At 55.4% G+C, this 20,654-nt stretch carries 16 protein-coding genes, 1 pseudogene and 1 riboswitch; of the genes and pseudogenes, 4 read left to right on the top strand and 13 right to left on the bottom strand.

Annotated elements, in window-relative coordinates:
* Positions 1–240: 240 nt before the first annotated feature.
* From XYCOK13_RS19500 to XYCOK13_RS19490, 3 genes are all read right to left on the bottom strand, one after another.
* Positions 241–1,284: a Gfo/Idh/MocA family protein gene (locus tag XYCOK13_RS19500; protein ID WP_213413919.1), complete on the bottom strand. Its 1,044-nt coding sequence runs from the start codon at positions 1,282–1,284 to the stop codon at positions 241–243.
* Between the two features lie 17 nt (positions 1,285–1,301).
* The gene (locus XYCOK13_RS19495; protein ID WP_213413918.1) at positions 1,302–2,189 is read right to left on the bottom strand and encodes a sugar phosphate isomerase/epimerase family protein; all 888 of its coding nucleotides are present in this window, start codon (positions 2,187–2,189) and stop codon (positions 1,302–1,304) included.
* Between the two features lie 173 nt (positions 2,190–2,362).
* Entirely contained in the window at positions 2,363–3,523 is a 1,161-nt protein-coding gene (locus tag XYCOK13_RS19490; protein ID WP_213413917.1) for a Gfo/Idh/MocA family protein, read from the bottom strand.
* A 276-nt stretch (positions 3,524–3,799) separates the two neighbouring features.
* On the opposite strand from XYCOK13_RS19490, the gene XYCOK13_RS19485 reads away from it, so the two are divergent.
* The gene (locus XYCOK13_RS19485) at positions 3,800–4,678 is read left to right on the top strand and encodes an AraC family transcriptional regulator (protein ID WP_213413916.1); all 879 of its coding nucleotides are present in this window, start codon (positions 3,800–3,802) and stop codon (positions 4,676–4,678) included.
* 70 nt (positions 4,679–4,748) lie between these two features.
* Here the strand turns inward: XYCOK13_RS19485 and XYCOK13_RS19480 are convergent, their stop codons facing one another.
* Together XYCOK13_RS19480 and htpG are read right to left on the bottom strand one after the other, a co-directional pair.
* A complete protein-coding gene (locus XYCOK13_RS19480) occupies positions 4,749–5,717 on the bottom strand; it encodes a sugar phosphate isomerase/epimerase family protein (protein ID WP_213413915.1) in 969 nt (322 codons plus the stop codon).
* A gap of 360 nt (positions 5,718–6,077) precedes the next feature.
* Positions 6,078–7,955 carry a molecular chaperone HtpG gene (gene htpG / locus XYCOK13_RS19475; RefSeq protein ID WP_213413914.1) on the bottom strand — a complete coding sequence of 626 codons (1,878 nt, stop codon included), beginning with the start codon at positions 7,953–7,955 and terminating at the stop codon, positions 6,078–6,080.
* Between the two features lie 725 nt (positions 7,956–8,680).
* A riboswitch (cyclic di-GMP riboswitch) is annotated at positions 8,681–8,787 on the top strand.
* 107 nt (positions 8,788–8,894) lie between these two features.
* On the opposite strand from htpG, the gene XYCOK13_RS19470 reads away from it, so the two are divergent.
* A complete protein-coding gene (locus tag XYCOK13_RS19470) occupies positions 8,895–9,890 on the top strand; it encodes an HD-GYP domain-containing protein (protein WP_213413913.1) in 996 nt (331 codons plus the stop codon).
* Between the two features lie 107 nt (positions 9,891–9,997).
* Here XYCOK13_RS19470 and XYCOK13_RS19465 read toward each other — a convergent pair whose 3' ends face one another.
* From XYCOK13_RS19465 to speE, 3 genes and pseudogenes are all read right to left on the bottom strand, one after another.
* Positions 9,998–10,357 (bottom strand): GyrI-like domain-containing protein, encoded by a 360-nt coding sequence (locus XYCOK13_RS19465; RefSeq protein ID WP_213413912.1) that lies wholly within the window; start codon positions 10,355–10,357, stop codon positions 9,998–10,000.
* Positions 10,358–10,406: 49 nt separating this feature from the next.
* Positions 10,407–10,667: pseudogene (locus XYCOK13_RS19460) on the bottom strand (helix-turn-helix transcriptional regulator); the annotation flags it as partial.
* A 29-nt stretch (positions 10,668–10,696) separates the two neighbouring features.
* The gene (gene speE, locus XYCOK13_RS19455; RefSeq protein WP_213413910.1) at positions 10,697–11,578 is read right to left on the bottom strand and encodes a polyamine aminopropyltransferase; all 882 of its coding nucleotides are present in this window, start codon (positions 11,576–11,578) and stop codon (positions 10,697–10,699) included.
* 200 nt (positions 11,579–11,778) lie between these two features.
* Between speE and XYCOK13_RS19450 the strand changes: the two genes are divergently transcribed.
* A complete protein-coding gene (locus tag XYCOK13_RS19450) occupies positions 11,779–13,764 on the top strand; it encodes a dihydroorotate dehydrogenase (protein ID WP_213413909.1) in 1,986 nt (661 codons plus the stop codon).
* Between the two features lie 64 nt (positions 13,765–13,828).
* On the opposite strand, the gene XYCOK13_RS19445 is transcribed toward XYCOK13_RS19450, so the two are convergent.
* Positions 13,829–14,692, bottom strand: a complete 864-nt coding sequence (locus XYCOK13_RS19445; RefSeq protein ID WP_213413908.1) for an SDR family oxidoreductase — start codon at positions 14,690–14,692, stop codon at positions 13,829–13,831.
* Between the two features lie 102 nt (positions 14,693–14,794).
* Entirely contained in the window at positions 14,795–15,211 is a 417-nt protein-coding gene (locus tag XYCOK13_RS19440; RefSeq protein WP_213413907.1) for an Rrf2 family transcriptional regulator, read from the bottom strand.
* Positions 15,212–15,434: 223 nt separating this feature from the next.
* On the opposite strand from XYCOK13_RS19440, the gene XYCOK13_RS19435 reads away from it, so the two are divergent.
* Entirely contained in the window at positions 15,435–15,953 is a 519-nt protein-coding gene (locus tag XYCOK13_RS19435; protein WP_213413906.1) for a DUF3231 family protein, read from the top strand.
* A gap of 51 nt (positions 15,954–16,004) precedes the next feature.
* Here the strand turns inward: XYCOK13_RS19435 and XYCOK13_RS19430 are convergent, their stop codons facing one another.
* The 3 genes from XYCOK13_RS19430 to XYCOK13_RS19420 form a co-directional block, all read right to left on the bottom strand.
* Positions 16,005–17,672 carry an S-layer homology domain-containing protein gene (locus XYCOK13_RS19430; protein WP_213413905.1) on the bottom strand — a complete coding sequence of 556 codons (1,668 nt, stop codon included), beginning with the start codon at positions 17,670–17,672 and terminating at the stop codon, positions 16,005–16,007.
* Positions 17,673–17,690: 18 nt separating this feature from the next.
* A complete protein-coding gene (locus XYCOK13_RS19425) occupies positions 17,691–19,778 on the bottom strand; it encodes a choice-of-anchor I family protein (protein WP_213413904.1) in 2,088 nt (695 codons plus the stop codon).
* Positions 19,779–20,012: 234 nt separating this feature from the next.
* Positions 20,013–20,189 (bottom strand): aspartyl-phosphate phosphatase Spo0E family protein, encoded by a 177-nt coding sequence (locus XYCOK13_RS19420; protein ID WP_213413903.1) that lies wholly within the window; start codon positions 20,187–20,189, stop codon positions 20,013–20,015.
* Positions 20,190–20,654 lie beyond the last annotated feature (465 nt).

Here is a 20,654-nt window from a genome sequence, read left to right as displayed (position 1 = left end):
GTCATGCCGAGAGACTCCCACTGGGCGCCTGTCAGTCGAGCTGTCACGCCGAGAGCCTCCCACGGTGCCTGTCAGTCGAGCTGCCATGCCGGGAGCCTCCCACTGGGCGCCTGTCAGTCGAGCTGCCATGCCGGGAGCCTCCCACGGTGCCTGTCAGTCGAGCTCCTATGTCGGTGTTCGTGCAGGGCAAGCGGGCTCCTCAAAAGCGAGCTTCTGCGCCGATGGCTCTCGACCGACGCTTTACTCCCCGCTCTCGATGAATCTCTTCAGATCCACCTTCTGCCCGGTCTTCGCGCTTTCCAGCGCGCCGAATACCATCGCAATGCTCATCAGGTTGTCGCGGCAATCGGTCTCCGCCGGGCGGCCTTCGTGCAGAGCGGCGAACATTTCGTCCAGGCAGCCAGCGTGTCCGCTCTGTCCCTGCCAGGTCATGTCCGCTCCTTTCCGAACCGTGTCCTTGAAGAACTTCCCGGATTGATCTCCGGACGCCACGACCTCAGCATAAGGGGCGTTGTCGCCGTCCCAGATTGCAGTGCCGCGCTCGCCGGTAATTCTCCATGTGGCTTCCCAGGATGTCGGCGCGCCTTCCGCAGCCCAGGAGCCGCGATAGCAGAAGACGGAGCCGTCAGACATCTCGAAGATGCAGATCGCAGCGGCATTGCCTTCATACCAGGAGCCGGGCGTATTGAACTCGTGGCAGTAGACGGATACCGGATCGGCGCCGGAAATAAAGCGCGCCTGGTCGAACGTATGGATCGCCATGTCCACGATGAGCGGGCTCTCCATCTGCTCGCGGAAGCCGCCGAAATGCGGCCCCAGGAAGAAGTCGGCGCCAATGTAGCCGATGCGGCCGATCGTGTCGCCGGCCAGCATGTCGCGCAGCGCGCGAATATTCGCATTGTAGCGGCGATTCTGCATGACGGCGAAGGACTTGCCGGATTTCTCGGCGATCTCTACGATGCTTCGCGCCTCCGCCATCGTCGCGGCCATCGGCTTCTCGCCGAAAACATGGCAGCCCATCTCCAGCGCAGTGGTGCACACCTTGTAGTGGCTGGCCGGAATCGTAACGTCGATGACGATCTCTGCGCCCGACTGCTTGATCGCCTGCTCCAAATCCGTGAAGATCAGGCAGTTCAGGCTGTGCTTTTCCGCCATCTTCCGGGCCGCTTCCCCGTAGATATCGACCAGCGCGGCAATTTCCACATCGTCCCGCTTCAGCAAATACTCGATCCATACATTGGACATGCCGCCGCAACCGATGACAGCAACTTTTTGCTTGCTCATGATGTTGGTGGTCCCCCTTATTTCGGGTTCGGCACAAAGTCGCCGCCCCGGCATCGCTTCAAGTAGTTCAGTGCATGAACTTGCCCGGTCATCTCCAATTCGTCGCGGTATACCGGATCATGCCAGCCTTCAATGTCGATCGTGCCTTTGTAGCCGTGTTGGCGCAGAATCGTAATGATGTCCGACCAGTTCGTGTCGCCGAAGCCCGGTGTCCGATGCCATACATACTGCTTAGGCCCATGAACGCCGTATTCCTTCACGATATCCCAGGCGATGGTCGCATCCTTGCCGTGAACGTGGAAAATCTTGTCGACCCACTTGCGCAGCTGCGGGATCGGGTCGATCAGGCTGACCATCTGGTGGCAGGGCTCCCATTCCAGGCCGATGTTGTCCGCCGGAACCGCATCGAACATCATCTCCCAAGCGGTCGGATTGTGCGCGATGTTCCAGTCGCCGCGCCACCAATCGCCGTTCATATCGCAATTCTCGAAGGCAATCCGCACGCCGCGGTCAGCCGCGCGCTTGGCCAGCTCGCCGAACACTTCCTTGAATTTCGGGATTGACTCCTCGATCGGTCTGTCTACGATCCGTCCGGTGAAGCCGTTGACCATATTCGTGCCGAACAGCTCAGCCGCGTCGATCAATCGTTCCCAGCTGGCGAGCGTATCCGCGTTCTTCCCTGTACCGGTCAGCGGGTTGCCAAAAATACCGAGAGTGGAAATGACGATATCATGCTCGTCTGCAATCTCCCGCACGCGCTTCGCCGTTTCCACCAAATCCACGTTGCCAGTCGTCTGCCAAAAATTCAGGCCGAAGCTCTCGAATCCGTAAGGAATAATCTGCGGCAGCACTCTGACAGCGTCTCCGCCTCCTACTAACGTGCCAATACGAATATCATGTCCCATTGTTTCACTCTCCTGATGTCAAAATGTATGCGATCTCCCGCAACCCCAAGCATGATCGGCAGCCGCGTATGGAGCAAGCTGTCCATCCAGCAGCATGCAATGATGATTATAAGGGGTGCGACTCCGTCCGCAATCGAACAGGAGTCGCGAAGTTATAGCAAAATCCTATGCAATCACATCTCGCTTATCTTCACCCAGCGGCGCTCGGCGATTGACTTGTCCACAGCCTCCAGCACTTCCTGGCATTGCACACCGTCCCGGAAGTTCGGCACCGGCTGACGATTGTCCCGGATCGCATGGAGCAGCTCCAGCGTTTCATGGATGAATGTGTGCTCGAAGCCGATCGTATGGCCCGGCGGCCACCAGGCATCCATATAGGCATGGCTCGGATCTGTGGCAAGCACGCGGCGGAAGCCCTGCACATCCTCGGCATCGTCCGTGAAATACACCTGCAGCTCGTTCATACGCTCGAAATCGAACTTCACGCTGCCCTTGCTTCCGTTGATTTCGAACGAGTTCGTGCAGCGGTGGCCGGGTGCGAATCGGCTGGCCTCGAAGCTGCCCAGTACGCCGTTGTCGAAGCGAGCCAGGAACAAGGTCGCATCGTCAACAGTTACCTCGCCTTTCGGCCCTTCGCTGCTGCCGGAAGCGCTCAAGCCGCTCATTTCTCCCGCCAATGGCCGTTCCTTGATGAAGGTCTCGCTCATTCCGATGACCTCATGGAATTCGCCGACAAGGAAGCGCGCCAGATCGATCAGATGTGCGCCTAGATCCCCATGCGAGCCGGAGCCGGCTATGTCCTTCTGCAGCCGCCAGACAAGCGGGAAGTTCGGATCCACGATGAAATCCTGCAGGAAGGAAGCGCGGAAGTGATACAGCTTGCCGAGACGCCCGTCGGCGACAAGCTTCTTCGCCAGCTGCACGGCCGGCGCGAAGCGATAATTGAAGCCGACCATATGCTTCACGCCGCTCGCTTCTGCCGCATCCAGCATTTCCCGCGCATCGCTTAAGGTCAAGGCCAGCGGCTTCTCGCAGAACAGATGCTTGCCTGCACGCGCCGCTTCTACGGCAATTTCCTTATGGGCGTTGCTGGGCGCGTTGATATCGATGAGATCGATGTCATCGCGCTGGATCAGCTTGCGCCAATCGGTCTCGATGCTCTCCCAGCCGAATTGCGCAGCCGCCTGCTCCACGCCGCTCGGGTCACGGCCGCAGATTGCCTGCATGACCGGCTTCGGCGATTCCGGGAAGAACATCGGCAAATCCTTATACGCGTGGCTATGCGCCTTGCCCATAAATTTGTAGCCAATCATGCCTACTTTTACTTGATCCATTGTTGTCTCCTCCTCTGTATACTATCTGCATGCACTTGCTTGCCGGGGCTCCTTTGCCCCTATGATGTGAATGAGTCCGTTCCAGTCTGTCTATCCGTGATTTCACGCGATTGTCTGCTGTTTCTCTCGCGCATGCGCTGTCATGCCTCGCCTTCTCAAGCTTCACCGTTCATCGAAATAGTAGTATACTATTGCCTACAACCATGACCAGCTTGTCATGATCGCATTCTTCCTTGCTGCGATCATACAATGCTAGGCATACGGAGGAGAGGCATCATGAACTACGAGCTTAGGCATGGCAGTGCAGACTTCCCGCTTCATGTGTACTATAACGGCGTCCCGGCCCTGCCGGATCGTCACGACCGCTTGTTCTATACCCACTTCCACCACCACCTGGAATGGATCGTCGTGCTGGCAGGCAAGGCCCGCTTCGAGATCGATACCGAGCATGTGATCGGAGAGCAGGGCGATCTCATTATGGTCAACAGCGGTCTGATACACGGCGCGTCTTCCCTGCTCGGCGAAAGCTGCGAGATAGCCTCCATCGTGTTCGACCTGTCGATGCTGTTCGGGCGCAAGGAAGATTTGTGCACCGAGCAGTTTCTGGAGCCGTTCCTGAACAATACGTATGCCTTGCCCAACCGATTGTGCGGCACACTTCCGGTAACCAAGCGGATTCATAAAAACTGGATGCACATCCTGAAGCAGTTCCGCCACAAAAAGCCGGGCTATACCTTGAAGATCAAATCAGCGCTGTTCGACACGTTCTATGAATTGTTCAACGCCGGCCTCTACGAGGAATTGACCTCACAGAGCCCGAAGGATTACAGGCAAACGCTGCGTCTCAAGCAAATTCTCGATTACATGGACGCCAACCTGACCAAGAAGCTGACGGTTCAGCAGCTGGCAGAGCATGTGCATATCAGCAGCGCGCACTTCTATACCTTCTTCAAGTCCATGACCGGCCAGAGCCCCATCGAGTACTTGAACAACCTTCGGCTGACCCGCGCCCAGAGCATGCTGCAAACCCACCAGCTTACCGTGCAGGAAACTGCCGCGCGCGTCGGCTTCGAGAATGTCAGTTACTTTATCCGCCTGTTCAAGACCAAGTTCGGCCTGACACCGCAAGCCTTCGCGCGCTCGCTGGAAAACTGATCGCAGCCGCCGGCCGGAGAGGCGAACAGCCGCTTATTCGGCCAAGTTCCGGCCTGTCAACATCCGGCTCTTACACCCACCACATTTCGCCGAGCGGTTCTTTGATAATCACTTGCCTTAGGTTCGCTACAGCGCGCTGCAGACCTTCATCGACGGACATCAAGCCGTCCTCGTGCTCGATGCTGACCACGCCGTCGTATCCGACCTGACGGAGCTTGCTGATGATATCGGCCCACTCCTTCATATCGTGGCCATACCCGATTGTCCGGAAAATCCAGGCACGGTCCGCCATCTGGGCATAAGATTGCATATCGGTCAGCCCCGCGCGGTTCACATTGACCGGATCGATAGCCGTATCCTTCGCGTGGAAATGGTAGATCGCCTTTTCCCTGCCCAGAATGCGGATCGCTTCAATCGGATCGATGCCCTGCCACCACATATGGCTCGGGTCTACGTTCGCTCCAATGACTTCCCCGACGGCATCGCGCAGCTTCAGCAAAGTAGCGGGAGTATGTACGGAGAATCCGCCGTGCATCTCCAGCGCAAACCGCACATGGTGCTTTTCCGCGAATTTGCCCATCTCTGTCCAGTAAGGAATCACCTTGTTCTCCCACTGCCAGGCGAAAACATCCTGGAAATCGTTCGGCCACGGCGCTACCGGCCAATTCGGGTACAGGGCCCCTTCGTGATCGCCCGGCAGTCCGGAGAAGGTCACGACTGTCGGCACCTCCAGCTGTTCAGCCAATTTGACAGTAGCTTCGAGATCGTCGTGGAATTGCTGGGCAATTTGCTCCTGCGGATGCAGCGTATTCCCGTGACAGCTTAACGCGCTAATTGTCATCCCCCGGGATTCGACCGCCTTCTTGAGCGCTTTGCGCTTCGCCTCGTCCACCAGCAGCTCTTGCGGGTTGCAATGCGCGTTGCCGACATAGCCGCCCGTTCCAAGCTCGACAGACTCCACCCCTTGCTGTGCAAGATCATCCAACGTTTCCTCCAAAGACCTCTGACTGTACAGAACCGTAAATACACCGAGTTTCATTGACGCCGCCTCCTTGGTTTCTTTGGATGGGATTCCCCTTTGGTTGTATGCGCTTTCATAAAAGCTGCGATACTGGCTGCTCGCACCTGCCAATCCCGCAACAGCTTGCGGGAAATAGCACAAGATCAGGATCGACTCAGATCCGTTGACCTAACCAAAGGCTGCTGCAATGCTGTAGTTCTTGTTTGTATACTATGATTATATGTGCTAGTCTTCCTCTTGAAATCGAACAAGAATCGCATAGTTATAGCAGAATACTATGATTCCAGCATCCGAAAAGGGCGTCTGTGCGCAGTTTGCGGCAAAAAAAACGCCACCGCTCTCCAGCAGTGGCGCTTCCCTATATCCCCTCTATCCTGCTTAAACCATCACCTTGCACATATCATTCGTGAAGGCGACCGGGTCTTCCACCGGCAATCCTTCGATCAGCAGAGCCTGGTTGTAAAGCAGATTCGTGTACAGCTCCAGCTTATCCTTGTCGGAGGACTGCGCTGCCTTCAAAGCCCGGAATACGTCATGGTTGACGTTGATCTCCAGCACCTTGTCGGCTTTGACATCCTGGCCGTTCGGCATCGCCTTGAGGATTTTTTCCATCTCGATTGTAACCTCGCCCTCCGTGGACAAGCAGACCGGATGGGTCTTCAGCCGCTTGGAGGCGCGAACCTCCTTCACCTTGCCGCCAAGTATGCCTTGCATCGCTTCGAACAGATCCTTGTTCTCGTTCTTCTCGGCATCGGTCTCCTTCGACTCCGCATCCTCAATCCCCAAGTCGCCGCTGGAGACATTGCGGAATTCCTTGTCCTTGTACTTGCCGATCATCTTGATGGCGAATTCGTCGATGTCTTCCGTGAAGTACAGGATTTCGTAGCCTTTGTCCGCAACCATCTCGGTTTGCGGCAGCTTCTCCAGCCGCTCAATCGATTCGCCGGCTGCGTAGTAAATATATTTCTGCTCTTCCGGCATGCCGGTCACATACTCGTCCAGCGTGACGAGCTTCTTCTCCTTCGACGAGGTGAACAGCAGCAGGTCTTGCAAGTCGTCCTTGTTCGCGCCGAACTCGTTGTATACACCGAACTTCAGCTGTCTGCCGAACGATGCGAAGAACTTCTCGTACTTCTCGCGGTCATCCTTCAGCATGCTTTGCAGCTGTCCCTTGATCTTGTTCTTGATGTTCTTGGCAATGAGCTTCAGCTGGCGGTCATGCTGCAGCATCTCGCGCGATATATTAAGCGATAGATCTTCCGAATCGACCATGCCCTTCACGAAGCTGAAGTAGTCCGGCAGCAAGTCCGCGCACTTGTTCATGATCAGCACGCCGTTGGAATAAAGCTCCAGGCCTTTTTCATATTCCTTCGTATAATAATCGAACGGCGTATTCTCCGGAATGAACAGGATCGCCTGATAGACCGCTGCGCCGTCCGCGCTCACATGAATATGCGCCAGCGGCTTGTCGAAGCCGTAATGCTTCTCGTTGTAGAAATTCTCGTAGTCCTCGTCGGTCAGTTCGCTTTTATTTTTCCGCCAGATCGGGATCATGCTGTTGACAACCTGCTCTTCGGTGTAATCCTCGAACTCGTTGTCCTCGCCTTCCTTCGGTCGCTTGCCGGTGATGTCCATCTTGATCGGATAGCGGATGAAATCAGAATACTTCTTGATGATTGCCTTCAATCGGTACTGGTCCAGAAACTCGTCGTACTGCTCGTCCTCGGTATTTTCCTTGATCTTCAGAATAATGTCCGTGCCGACCGTTTCCTTCTCGCAAGCCTTCACCGTATAGCCGTCCGCTCCCTTGGACTCCCACTGGAACGCTTCCTCGCTGCCGAGCGCCTTGCTCCTGACCGTAACAACATCCGCCACCATGAACGCGGAATAGAAGCCAACGCCGAACTGGCCGATTATATTATGTCCGTCCTTCGCTTCATTCTCCTGCTTGAACGCAAGCGAGCCGCTCTTCGCAATGACGCCGAGATTGTTCTCCAGCTCTTCCTTCGTCATGCCGATGCCGGTATCGGAGATCGTCAGCGTGCGGGACGATTTGTCCGGTGTAATCTTAATGAAGTACTGCTCCTTGTCAAATACAAGCTGTTCGTCGGTCAGCGCCTTGTAATAAATTTTGTCGATGGCATCGCTTGCATTGGAGATCAATTCCCTCAGGAAAATTTCCTTCTGTGTGTAGATCGAATTGATCATCATCTCCAACAAGCGCTTGGATTCCGCCTTGAACTGCTTCTTCGCCATTATTTCGTCTCCTTTCGATTCGTACAATGGGCGTGCTGGCATTCTGGTCGTTACGCGACAATTGCGTTAGCACTCAAGCAACGAGAGTGCTAAATATTCCTTTCTATTATATACCATACTGAAAAAAACACTGTCAATAGAAGCAGGCATTTGTGCGGTGAGGAACGGGGACGGGGTGCAGCAAAAGGGCTGTGAGCGTGTGGAAGTGAATGCTAAAAGTATGTCTCTCCACGGTTCCAGTATGGCAGCTAGAGCTCTAACGGAAGTCAGAAGCACTATTTCACTGATTTTCAGGTGATTTTACTTTTAACGGAACTGAGAGAGCTTATTGCACGAAATATGTGCACAAAACCCAGGGGTACGCGTACATAAGGGCTGTAGCTTCCGTAAGAATGAAATGTGCTGCAAAAAAGGTCCATTAGCGGCTGTGAGTTCCGTTAGCTGGAGCCTCTGTGTGGCTCTGGCTTGGTTCTGCCACAAGTTTAGGACGGGGCGATAAGGGATGCGTTCAACATCTGATTCTAGATTGGATCATGGCTTGTTCGTCTCCGGATTAGGCAGACTCTCGTTCAGGCTCGCGGCACGCCGGATGTTGCCTAGGGTCTGTCGCCGCATGCAGACCTTCTTATATAGGTTAGAAGATTCACATCATCGGAAGAGACTAGGAATTTAGTCCTTCCACCAGGTCTATCGTCGTGCTATAATGGGTACAAGTAAATAGGTCTAGGAGAAAATGGCAAACCTGTCGAAAGGCAGGGACGCAAAGCCACAAGTCTTAGGTGCCCAGCATGTGCTGATTCGCGTGCGGCATGATGACGGTTGGGTTACCTTGAAGATCCTTGGGATTGAATCGCAAGACGCTCTTGAAGGGTGTCTTTTTTTTATTCTGCGTATAAGTCGGATGACCATCCTAGAAACCAGCAGACACGGAGGGACACCATGAGAATTATTCCGATCGATCAATATGATGAAAAAAGCATGATCCTGGCCATGCCCGTCTATGATTCACAACGCCGCATCCTCATTGCAGCGAACCAAACCATACACCCCAAGTTTCAGATTCGGTTGAAGCATATGGGCATTCGCGTCCTTGTCATAGAGGATGCGATCTCCAAAGGCATCACGCTTGAAGAAATGATAGATATGCCCACTTGGCTCGACATTGCGGAGAATATCCGGGACGCCCACGCCGCCGTACGTGCCCGCAAACCGATCCAAATGCGGGACATCCTGAGCGCGGCAGGCAAGCTGATCCGCGAGACACAGCTCCGTCCCGTGCTGGTTCCCATTCCGACATCCACCATTTCCATGGATCTCGCGCCGTATGCGCATGCTGTCAACGTCGCGCTCTTGGCTTTGCAGGTTGGCAACAAGCGCGGATACAACGACCTCATGCTGCGGGATTTGGCTGTAGGCTGTCTGCTGCACAGTATTGGCGAGGCTGTGACCGCTGATGCGGACAAGGTGCCGGAAGCCGGCTTTCAGGTGCTGCGGAATGTGCGCGAATTAAGCCTTGTCTCCTCGCATATCGCCTTCCAATATAATGAGCGTCTGGATGGCAGCGGAGCGCCAAGAGGAATCAAAGGCAGCGCCTTCCATGAGTATGCTCAAATCGGGAGCATGTGCAAGCTGTACGACCGCGCTGTGTCCTCAGAGGAATTGCTTCCGCACGAAGCCATGGAAGCGATCATGGCCATGAGCGGGCTCGCCTATACGCATGGAGTGATTAATGATTTCGTACGTGCCGTTCCGGCATATCCGCCGGGAACCATGGTCAAGCTGCAGTCGGGGAAGGAAGCGCTGGTGGTGAAAATCACCAACCATATGCAGCGTCCCGTTGTCCGCGAACTGGGCAGCAAGACAGAGATAGATCTGTCCGACCATCCAACCGTAATGATCCAAGGCGTAAAGCCAGCAGAAGCATCGAACTTCTAATGCAGCATCATCCTGTCAAGCTGCAACCAGCCTACATGCATGTTAACAGCAAAGGAGCTGTTCCGGGGCGAATGCCTTTCGCTTGTATCGGTACAGCTCCTTTGCTGTTAGATGGAGATATAAATATGAACCTCTTGGTCATCCGAGCCTTCCGGACGCTCCTGATATTCCTCGAAGTCGCAGCGATACGCCCGCTCCAGCGGCATGTCCCACAGCTTGCTCCAAAATTCGCCTATCGCCTGCTGGACATCCCCGCGCACTGCGAATTTCGCATACTTGCCACCCGGAATCGTGACAGAGGCAACATCGGCCGCCCATTCCCCTTGCCCGCCGACCTCACAGCCGGCGGTAAACCGATATGGATGCCTGCAATCTCCTTCATAATCGGAGTACAGCCCGATCACCTTGCGATTCGCTTTTGGCGTAATTCCTGCATAAACCCCTTCTTTCCAAAACCTCGCCCACAACAGGCCGATATCCTGCGCAGCCTGGCTCCCACTTCCTTGCGCACTTGTTCAATCCTTGCAGGGCGGACAAGATTTCCAACTGCTCCCGGTCTGTCAGCAGCGATTTATTCAGGACGAAATGGTCGAGCAGCGAGATGCCTCCTCCGCGTCCCTTGCTCATATATACCGGAATGCCGGCACTGCCAAGCAATTCAATATCCCGGTATATGGTGCGAACCGAAACTTCAAAACGCTCCGCCAATTCTCTCGCTGTAACTCTTGGCTGCTGCAGCAGCAAGTAGACGATGGCAAACAATCGGTTCAGCTGCATGGTTCTCCCCCATTATTTCATATCCGGCCTTAACGGCCGGCGTGGACTGGCTCCTGCTTCAGCATTTCGTTCAGGAATGCCGGCAGCTGGAAGCAGCCGCGCAGCACTTCCTCATTCGCATAACGTGCAGGTTTATCGAAACGGATGCTGTCCGGGTCGGGAAGCGCATGCTTGGCGCCTAAAGTAAAGCTCCACAGGCCCCCCGGATAGGTCGGAACAACAGTCGTGTATAGTCGGGTTTCAGCAAACAGGCGGCTGATGCGCTCGTAGGATTGCCGCATAACGTCACTGTGGAAGATCGGCGATTGGCTCTGACATACCACGATGCCGTCCTCCTTCAGCGCCCGGTGAAGATTGCGGTAAAAGGCGGTCTCAAACAGCTGCTCGGCCGGACCGACCGGGTCGGAGGAATCGACAATGATGCAATCGTATTCCTGCTGCACCTGTCCGACGAATTCCACGCCGTCGGTATAATGATAGCGTACTCGGGGATCGGACAAATTGCCCGACACTTCAGGCAGATAACGCTTGCTCGCCCGTACGACCGCTTCATCAATCTCTACCAGGTCTATCTGCTCTACCTGGTCATACTTCGCCGCTTCTCTGGCGACGCCGCAATCGCCGCCGCCGATAATCAGCACCTTGCGCGGACGCGGATGCATGGCGAGCGGGACATGGCTGATCATCTCGTTGTAAATATGTCCATCCTTCGAGGTGGTCTGCACGACCCCGTCCAGCACCAGCATCGGTCCGAAATCCCAGGAATCCAGCACCATGACATGCTGATACGGACTCTTCTCCTCGAACAGCACTTCCTTGATGCGATAGCTGATTTTCAAATTGTCTCTTTCATCCTCGGTCAACCACAGTTTACCCTGTGCATGCTGAATATACTTTGGTAACCGTTCCAATGTTCGCCCTCCTTTATATACGTGTACTCTCCTATTCTACCAGAAATCTGCCATTCGTCATGTTTTGCGCAAAAATGACTTTTCTTCTCCATCCATTCTATGATGCAGGCAACGTTCTGCTGCCGTATAATGAAAGAAACGATTCGATAACCGATATGCTTCCGCCTGGAATGACGACACATGGCGAGAATGGAGGAATCATGCCGGACTGGTCTTACCATACCTTGTTCAAACCGCTGCTGTTTCGCCTGCCTGCCAAGCTATCGCGCGACATCACGCTTGGATTGATGGGCACGCTGAGCCGCCTGCCCCTCGGTACTCTGGTGATCCGAACATTAGGGCATATGGAAGCCCATCCGATGCTCAAGAGCCAGTTGGCCGGAACAGATGTCACGCTCCCCTATCCGATCGGCCTTAGCGGCGACGTGGACCCCGCGGCTGTCGCTCAGGAAGCATTGTCCCAATTCGGATTCGGATATTTGGAAGTGGGACCTGTCACCATTGAGCCGCTCGGCGGCGCGAAATCAGAGAAGGGCATGGCCCGCGATCTATCCCGGGAAGCCATAGTCTATCCGAGAGCATCCAGAACAGTCAGCATGGCCCAGGCGACAGAACGTCTGCGCCATCAACGTAAGCGCGCGCTGCCGAGAATGCTGCGCATCCAGGCTATGCCGGGCTGCTCTCCCAAGGAGGCCGAGCAGCAGCTCTGCGAGTTGATCCGGGGGCTGGAGGAAGGTGCCGCTGCCTTTCATATCGATATTCTGAATGAAGGCTGGCCGCTGCAGGACAAGCTCGAGCTGCTTCGGAATGTGCTGCGAAATTGCAAGGATCGGGGAAGGGCAGTTCCGCTGTTCGTCTATTTGCCTCTCTCGTTCCCTGTGGATGATCTGCCGGCGCTGCGCGACGGTCTGCCCTGGAACGATGGTCACAGCGAGAACCTGACCAACGAACAGTATGCCGGATTCGTTATCGGGGATGCATGGCATACCGAACAAGGAGAACGTTATACGGGAGCCAATGCGCTTCAACCTTGTCTGGAGCGCGTTCAAGCCATCCGCAAGCTTTGGGCGGCGGCGATGCCGGTCATCGCAGGAGGCGGCGTGCATTCGCCGGACGATGCGCTCAAACTCATGGAGGCGGGCGCATCCGCAATCCAGCTGCACAGCGGGCTGGTCTACGCGGGGCCCGGTCTGCCGAAGCGGATTAACGAGGCCATCATCTATGAGAAAATTCGCGATGATATGCCGCCGGCTGCTCCTTCTTTTTGGCATGGCTGGGGGTGGATGTGGCGGCTCGGACTGGGCATGCTCATCGGGGGCATTATCGCATGGATCATCGCCGCAACCCTTGTAGTGCTGCCTTATGATGTCGCCTTTCTGGGCATGACCTTGGCGGAATTGGAACAGATGAACCGGCTGATTCCGCCATTCATGTCGCATGACAGGATTACACTGGCGGGAACGATGATGTCCATCGGCATCCTGTACATGTTTCTATCCTATTACGGGCTGCGCCAAGGCCAGCATTGGGCGAAAACAGCCCTTGTCGTATCGTGCAGCGTTGGACTCTGCAGCTTCTTCCTGTTCCTGGGATACGGCTATTTTGATCCGCTGCATGCAGCGGTTGCTGTGGTTTTGCTGCTATTCTTCCTGTTATCGCTGCGGGCTCGCGGCGGGCTTCCGTCTTATGAGCCTGTCAACACTGCAAATGACCGGATTTGGCTGCGCGCACAATGGGGGCAATGCATGATGGTCATACTCGGATTTGCCCTGGCAATTGGAGGAGCGGTCATTGCCGTTGTGGGCGTGACCGACGTCTTCGTCGCGACAGACCTGGCGTACTTGTGCGCTTCGCCCGAACAGCTGGCTGCAATCAGCGATCGCTTGCTGCCGCTGATCGCCCATGACCGCGCGGGCTTTGGAGGCGCGCTATTCTCGAACGCGCTGGCCCTGCTCGCCGCTTCCTTGTGGGGGATCGGAGAGGGTCGACGCTGGCTCTGGTTCGCGCTATTGCTAGGCGGACTCCCCGGATTCATCGCTGGCTTCAGCGTCCATCTGTGGATCGGGTACACAACCTTTGTCCACTTGCTGCCAGCTTACTTCGCCTTCTCCTTGTATGTATTGGGATTGATTTGGCTCTATCCCTATATGATGCGCAAGCCTGTGCGGACTCGAGCATCCCTATAAGAAAACGGCGGCAGCCTGGCCCCCTTACAATAGGGCCCAGACTGCCGCCGTTGCAATTTGGTTCTTAGCCGAGCTCAGCGATCAGCTGGCGAAGCGCCTCTTCCACAGGTGTCGCCGGGCGACCCAGAAGCTTCTCGAAATCATCGCTCTCGACCTCCAGCTCCCCTTCCCGAATTCCCTTCTGAATGCCGACGAGAAACGGCACCGCCGCCTCGGGAACGCCAACGCCTCTCATCACTTCCGCATAAGCGGCATCATCCACATGCTGCACCTGCACTTCCTTGCCCAGTACGCTTCCTACAGCCGAGGCCAGCTCATCCTGAGTCAGCAGCTTGCCGGACAGCTCATAGGTCGTATGCTCATGACCTTCCCCTGCCAATACCGCTGCCGCCGCTGCTGCATAATCCTGGCGCAGCGCCCATCCTACCTTGCCCGATTGGGCGGACGTGACCCAGGGCGCTCCAGCTATGACCCCCTGGATGCCGGCTGCCTCGTTCTCCAAGTACCAGTTGTTGCGCAAGAACGAATAAGGAATGCCCGTCCCCAGGATCGCCTGTTCCGTCGCTTGATGCGTCGGAGCCAGCAACAGCTTGCTGCTGCCGGCATTGGCCAAGCTGGTGTAAGCAATGAACTTCACCCCTGCACGCGCTGCTGCTTCCACCGCATGCTGATGCTGACGGATGCGGGTATCATTGTCCCCGTCTGCGGAGATGATCAAGATCCGGTCCATTCCGGCAAAGGCCGCATCCAGCGTCTCTGGCCGGTCGAAATCCCCATGCCGGACATCGACACCCCTGGCGCGCCATCCTTCCGCTTTCTCTGGATTTCGGACACTCACCGCCACCTGATTTGCCGGAACCGATTCCAATAACGTTTCCACCACTTTGCTTCCAAGCTTGCCTGTCGCGCCTGTCACTAGCAGCTTCATCTGTTCATTCCTCCATTCCCTATTTGCGTTATAACCATTACAGTTACAACAAAGTTATAAATAAAAGCCCACTCGGAGCTACTATTTGCATGCATAATGGGGTCAATCGAACTTGCCGATCAGCTGGCTCAAGGTCGTCTGATCGAGCCTTTGCTCCAGCAGCAATTGCGCATCGTTCAGCTCTTCCTGCAAGACACGCTCGATATTTCTGCCGACGGTGCAAGCAATATTCGGATTGGCATGCATGCGGAACAGCTGATTCTCTTCCGTCGCGTTGACCGCTCGATACACATCCAGCAGGGTAATCCGAGCGGCATCCTTGCGCAAGAAAGCACCGCCTACGCCTGCGCGCACTTCTACCAGCCCCGCCTTTTTCAGCATGCCCATAATTCTTCGAATAATCACAGGATTCGTATTCACACTGCCTGCAATGAAATCGCCCGTGCAAGCTTCAGGGTTCATCGCAATTAAGGAAAGGGCATGTACCGCTATGGAAAAACGCGTACTGATCTGCTTCACACTTATCACCGCCGTTGTAACCATTATAGTTATAACGGTTCGCCCTTGTCAACCGCGATCCATACACAAACGCACGCCACGCCAAGCCTGCTGTCTTCCTCCCGTTGCATGCTTATAGCTGGGCGAATTTCCACACTGCACATTGTGCATATTCGGTCGTTGTTCGCCCACACTAGATATGTTCCATCATTATTAATCAAATTATGCTAAAGGAGACGACTACATGGGTATTTTGAGCGGAAATCCAAAAGACGAACCGATGCACTATGGCGAGATCAGCGAAGTTTGGGCATTCTCTGCCAAGGCCAAAGGTATGCTGTCAGCCTATGAGGCCCTGCAGTATCATGCGGGCGACAAGGATTTGAAAGGGATGCTGGAAAAATTGATCGACCAATCCCGCAAAGAAATAATGGAGTGCGACGAACTGCTGACTGCCAATGGCATCACGCCTGCACCAGGCTATCCGGAAAGACCCGAGGTCAAGCTGGAGGACATCCCGGCCGGCGCCCGCTTCACTGATCCCGAAATCGCCGCCAAAATTGCGGCCGATGTCAGCATGGGACTTGTAGGTTGCAGCACCATTATGGGCACGTGCATCCGCGAAGACATCGGTGCGCTATTCGCGAAGTATCATACCGTGCTGCTGTCGTTCAACACCCAGATTTTGCGCATGAACAAGGACAAAGGCTGGCTCATCCCGCCTCCGCTCCATGTCAAGCGCCCCGAGCTTGTCGAAGTTTAAGAAGGACTCGATGCATGCAAAAGGCGCGCCCCTCGGGGCGCGCCGCATTCGTTAATCGATAAAGTTGACGTGCTGCAACAGCCGCTTAATCATGGCTGCCGCTTCAGCGCGGTTCGATATGGCCGTCGGCTCGAAGCGATTGTCGCCTCGTCCTTGGGTGATTCCTGCCTGCGCGACGCGACCGACTGCGCCTTGCGCCCAAGCCGCGATCGCCTCGCGGTCGGCGAACTGGTTAAGCTGGCCGTTCCCCGAAGCAGGCTGTCCTGTAAACCGCAGCGCATTGTCCATCAGCATCGCCAGTTCTTGACGGGTGATCGGCTGGTTCGGACGGAAGCTGCCGTCCTCATAGCCGGATACCAATCCCGCCTCATAGGCGGCACCCACCGCGCCGGCAAACCAAGCGGTAGACGGTACATCCGCGAAGGCGGATGCGCCCTGCTCCTCCAAGCCAAGCGCCCGCACGATCAGTGCTGCGAACTCCGCACGCGTGACTGTGGCCGCGGGGCCGAATGTATCCTCAGTCAATCCGCTGACAATCAATTTCGAAGCCAGCAGTTCGACTTCCTCCTTGCCCCAATGGCTCGGCGGAATATCGTCGAAGGATTTGCTATAAGCGATAACGGTATATACGCTGTGGCCATTCCGCTTCAGCTCGGCCTGCCATGCGCCGTCCTGGCTATGGAAAACCGACGGCACGAATACGAGCTTGCCGCTTCTCTCGTCATAGCGCACGCCTGTTGTCCGGGAAGCGTCCGCCTGTCCAGACAGAGGGAGCGTGCGTGCGATATAGGTGTTGCCGAAGGTCAGCTCCGCTGTCTGGCCATCCTCTGTCACTGCCGCCACGTGGAAATCCACAATTGCAGCCAGCAAGTCTGCGTTCAGTTCGCCAGCAGCCGCTTCCACTGTACTTGCTTGCGCATCCGCCGCACGACCGATTGCAAACCGCAAGCCAATGGCCTCCTCAGGAACACGAAGCACGGCTGCCAGTGCCTCCCGATCTACCAATGCCACCGGCAGCACGTAGGTCCCCCATTGGGTGACGACCTCTACCGTAACCGGACGGCCTGCATCGAGCAGCAGGCGAAGCGCCTCGCTCGCGATGCGCACATCGTATCCATCCGCATCGCCTTCCACCGTAATCGTAATCTTGTTCGGATTGCCCTCCAGCGCTTGCTGCAGCGAGCTTGCCTCTACGACTACAGCACCTTCCGTGCGGCCATCCGCGCGCGCAGTCACCGTGGCTTGGTAAGCAAGCTTCCCGCTGCCAGCCGATTCCGGTCCAGCCGGACTCGCCGACGGAGCTCCGCCGCCGCTGCCCCCTGTGGAGCCGCCTCCCGTACCGGAAGTGGTGATGCGAACCGCTGCTTGAGCGATCTCCTCTCCGGCCCCGGTATATATCGCGAGCGAACCCGCTGCCGTCTGCGTCGGCACGACGATCTCGAACGAGTACGCACCGTCAGCAGCTGTCTTCGTCCCATCGAATACGACCAGCTTGCCTTCGCTGTCGATAGCTCGGAGCGTGATCCAGCTGTTCGGGGTATATGTGCCGCTTACCGCAATGGACTGCCCCCGTCTTGCACTTGACTTGTCCACTTCAACCGAAGGCGCCGCTGCCGCTGCCACCACCTGACTGACAGGCAGCTGCAGTCCGCTCGCCGACGGGATCGTAGCTATCAACAACAACGCGCTGATCCATACTAATTTCCACTTATTCGTCATAGCTGTACTCCTCATCCGTTATTGCAGCACGATCGGCTGTTGTTCGGGATCGGTCGTGAGCGCATCGACGATGTACACTTCCACGACATCGCCCGCTCTGACATTGAATTGGGCGGAAGCCGCCAGCGGTGCGCTGTCGAAATCGCCGCGAATGGCGCTAATCCCCAATTGCTCGCCGTTGTGGCTGTGCTTGAATACCACGGTTTCCATGCCGTCATGTCCGAGCACCGCAGTCACATTCGCCGCGAACGTCGTCCATCCCGAAACCCCGGAATTGACAGTCAGGGCAACGATGCCATTGTTCTCTGATATCGTGTAGGTCTCCTCATTCTCTACAGCGTCTACCTCGAAATGCGGCAGCTTGTCTGTAACAGCTATTTCAAAGATAGCCAGGGTGCCGGATACTTCATTGCCTGTAAGCAGCAACGGCTTGCCGGTCGGACTGTCTGCTGCCGGGATAAAATGCATGCCTTCCGGCCCCAGATCGCCTTCCCCTTCCCGCTCCACGTCACGCATATTCACGAACGTTACGTATGCCGGGGATTCCGGATTGGTGACATTGTACACGACAATCGCGCTTTGCCGCTCCAGGCCGATGAAGGCGTACAGCTCGCCGTCCACCTCGCCGAGCGCCACGTACTCCGGCTCCGGTCCTTTGTCATCACTGCGGTTGTCGAAGCTGTTCTCCTTATGATTCGTATTGAACAATTCCGGCAGCTCTTGCGCGATGATTCGCTCAAAGTCATCCTTGCTGTCGAACACGAGCTGATCCTTCGTTCCCAGCTTGTCCACGTCCCATATGGAGAAGGAACGAGCGCCGTACATGAACAAGCCATTATAGTACGTCACGCCTGTCGCCGGGTCTGTATACACCGCGCCCGATACCGTATTCATGACGTACAAGCGTCCCAGCTTGTCCTCAGCCTGAAGCGCCGCCACATCCCATGCGTCCAGTTCAGCTTGAGTAGTCCCTTCATAGTAGGCCGCATCCAGCTTAACAACGTTGCCGTCTGTGAGATCTACATCGCCAAAGCGGATTTCATCAATCTTGCCCTTGCCGTAATCGCGGGAATCCCCTTCGTTCGCTGTGAACAAATAGGTCTTTCCGTTAATCGTCTTCAAGCTCATGCCATCCGGCATATACGTTCCCAGCACCGGATAGTGGTTCAAGTGAATCCCGCCGTCTCGGTTGGAAGGGTCGAACGTATTGCCCTCCTGCAAGTAGTTCTTGTAACCCAATCCATGCACATGGGTGAAAGCGTTCTTCTCCAGATCGAGCACAGCGATGGCGTTGCTCTCCTGCAGCACCACATAGGCTTTCTTGCTGTCTTCGGTCACCACAATATACTCTGGCTCGAAATCGGCAGCGTACTGCTCATGTGTCGGGTTCTCGACATAGCCGGTCAGCAAAGAGGCATAGCGCACATTGCCGTCGATGACGATGGATTCGTCAGTAAATACAGCTGTCGATACGTCAAAGGTCAGCGCGCCGTCCGTTCCTTTGATCTCTATGATCGAAACTGAACCGTGCGGATCAATCGTATAGTCGTCGTTCGGTTCGCCTTCGTTCGCAACGAGAAATTTCGTGCCATCTGGCGTCACCGTAATCATATCCGGCAAAGCCCCGACTGTCTGATGTCCCAGGTACTCGCCCGATTTGGTGAAAAATACAACGCTGCCGTTGTCCGTCTTCGTGGAGTTCGGTACAGCGGCCGCAATCAAATCCAATGTCGGATGCACAACAACGCTCGTCACATCACCGAACAGGTTCGGCTGATCCTCCGGACTATACGCAACAATCGAAATCTTCTGCTCGTCCTCCACGTTCAGCACTTGATCCGGAATACCGCTCTGCAATCCCGAGATATCGACAATCTCAATCGCTCGCGTTGCGCCGTTGATCAGATAGACGCTCTGACTCTCCGGGTCGTAGGTTACAATCTCTGCTCCTGCGTTATCCAGTCCCGCCTCCGTGTCGTATCCGCCAATCTTGGTCAGCGTCAGCTCGGCTGTGCCTGCAGGCGCCGCTGCGCCAACAGCCGGGGCCAAGCTGGTCAATGCGAGGGACAGGGACAAGATGCCTGCCCATTTGCTCCATGCTCTCACTGTGGTTCTCCTCCTATGTATAGTCTTTAACTCTATTAGAATCGCAAACCACAGTTAAGAGAGTGTTAAGGCGATGTGTGGAATTTGTAAAGGTTTTTGCACGCGCTGCGCACGACAAAAAAAACCGCGCGTCACAGAGTGCCCGGTTAGGCGTATGTGCCCGTTCATCTCCCCATCATCACCCAAGCCAGGTTCCATGGAAGCGCAGCTGGATAGGGACGGAACCCCCGGGTCTCACCGCTTTCGCTTGCGGGCAGCGCAGCCTCTCATTTTTTTCTGATAGACAATGATTTTTTCGTCCAGCCGTTGGCTTAATTGAACGAGATCGTGGTCGGAGAAATTGTTCACCTTGTCGCTTAGCTCATGAAGTTCCTTTTTCAGTTCCTTGATTTCCTCCAACAAGTGATTCATTGATGTGTCCTGTTCGTTAGCGTCCAATGGTATCATCCTATATCTGTATACATAGTTTCAAACCCTGTAACGGATTTATAGATTTGCCCACGCTCGGTCAGACAGCCATGAAGTCGTCCGTTAGCGTCGCGCCCCTAGCAGTAGTACCCCATCTTTATCCCTATTAAACAACGAATACGATAGGCATACAGGCTTAAAAATATTGGAATTTCTTGTTGAATCATGTTTTTTCTGTCGAAACTGTTTACTTGTATTATAGTCTATTCTGCCGGATAGGAAACTAGTTTTTCGAAACAGCGAAAAAAACATGACGGGCTGTACCTGGTTGGCCGATTTGCATGTTAACGGAACTCACAGACGCTAAGTTGTCCATTTTGCCTATTTTGCAACTCTAACGGAAGTCACGGACCTTATTTCGCCATTTCACCACAGGTTAGGCGGACATCGGTCAGACCCCCTAATTCC

The sequence above is a fragment of the Xylanibacillus composti genome, from assembly GCF_018403685.1.
GTDB lineage: Bacteria > Bacillota > Bacilli > Paenibacillales > K13 > Xylanibacillus > Xylanibacillus composti.
The sequence above is the reverse complement of the archived record's forward strand: the minus strand, read 5'-3'. Positions and strand labels throughout refer to the sequence as shown.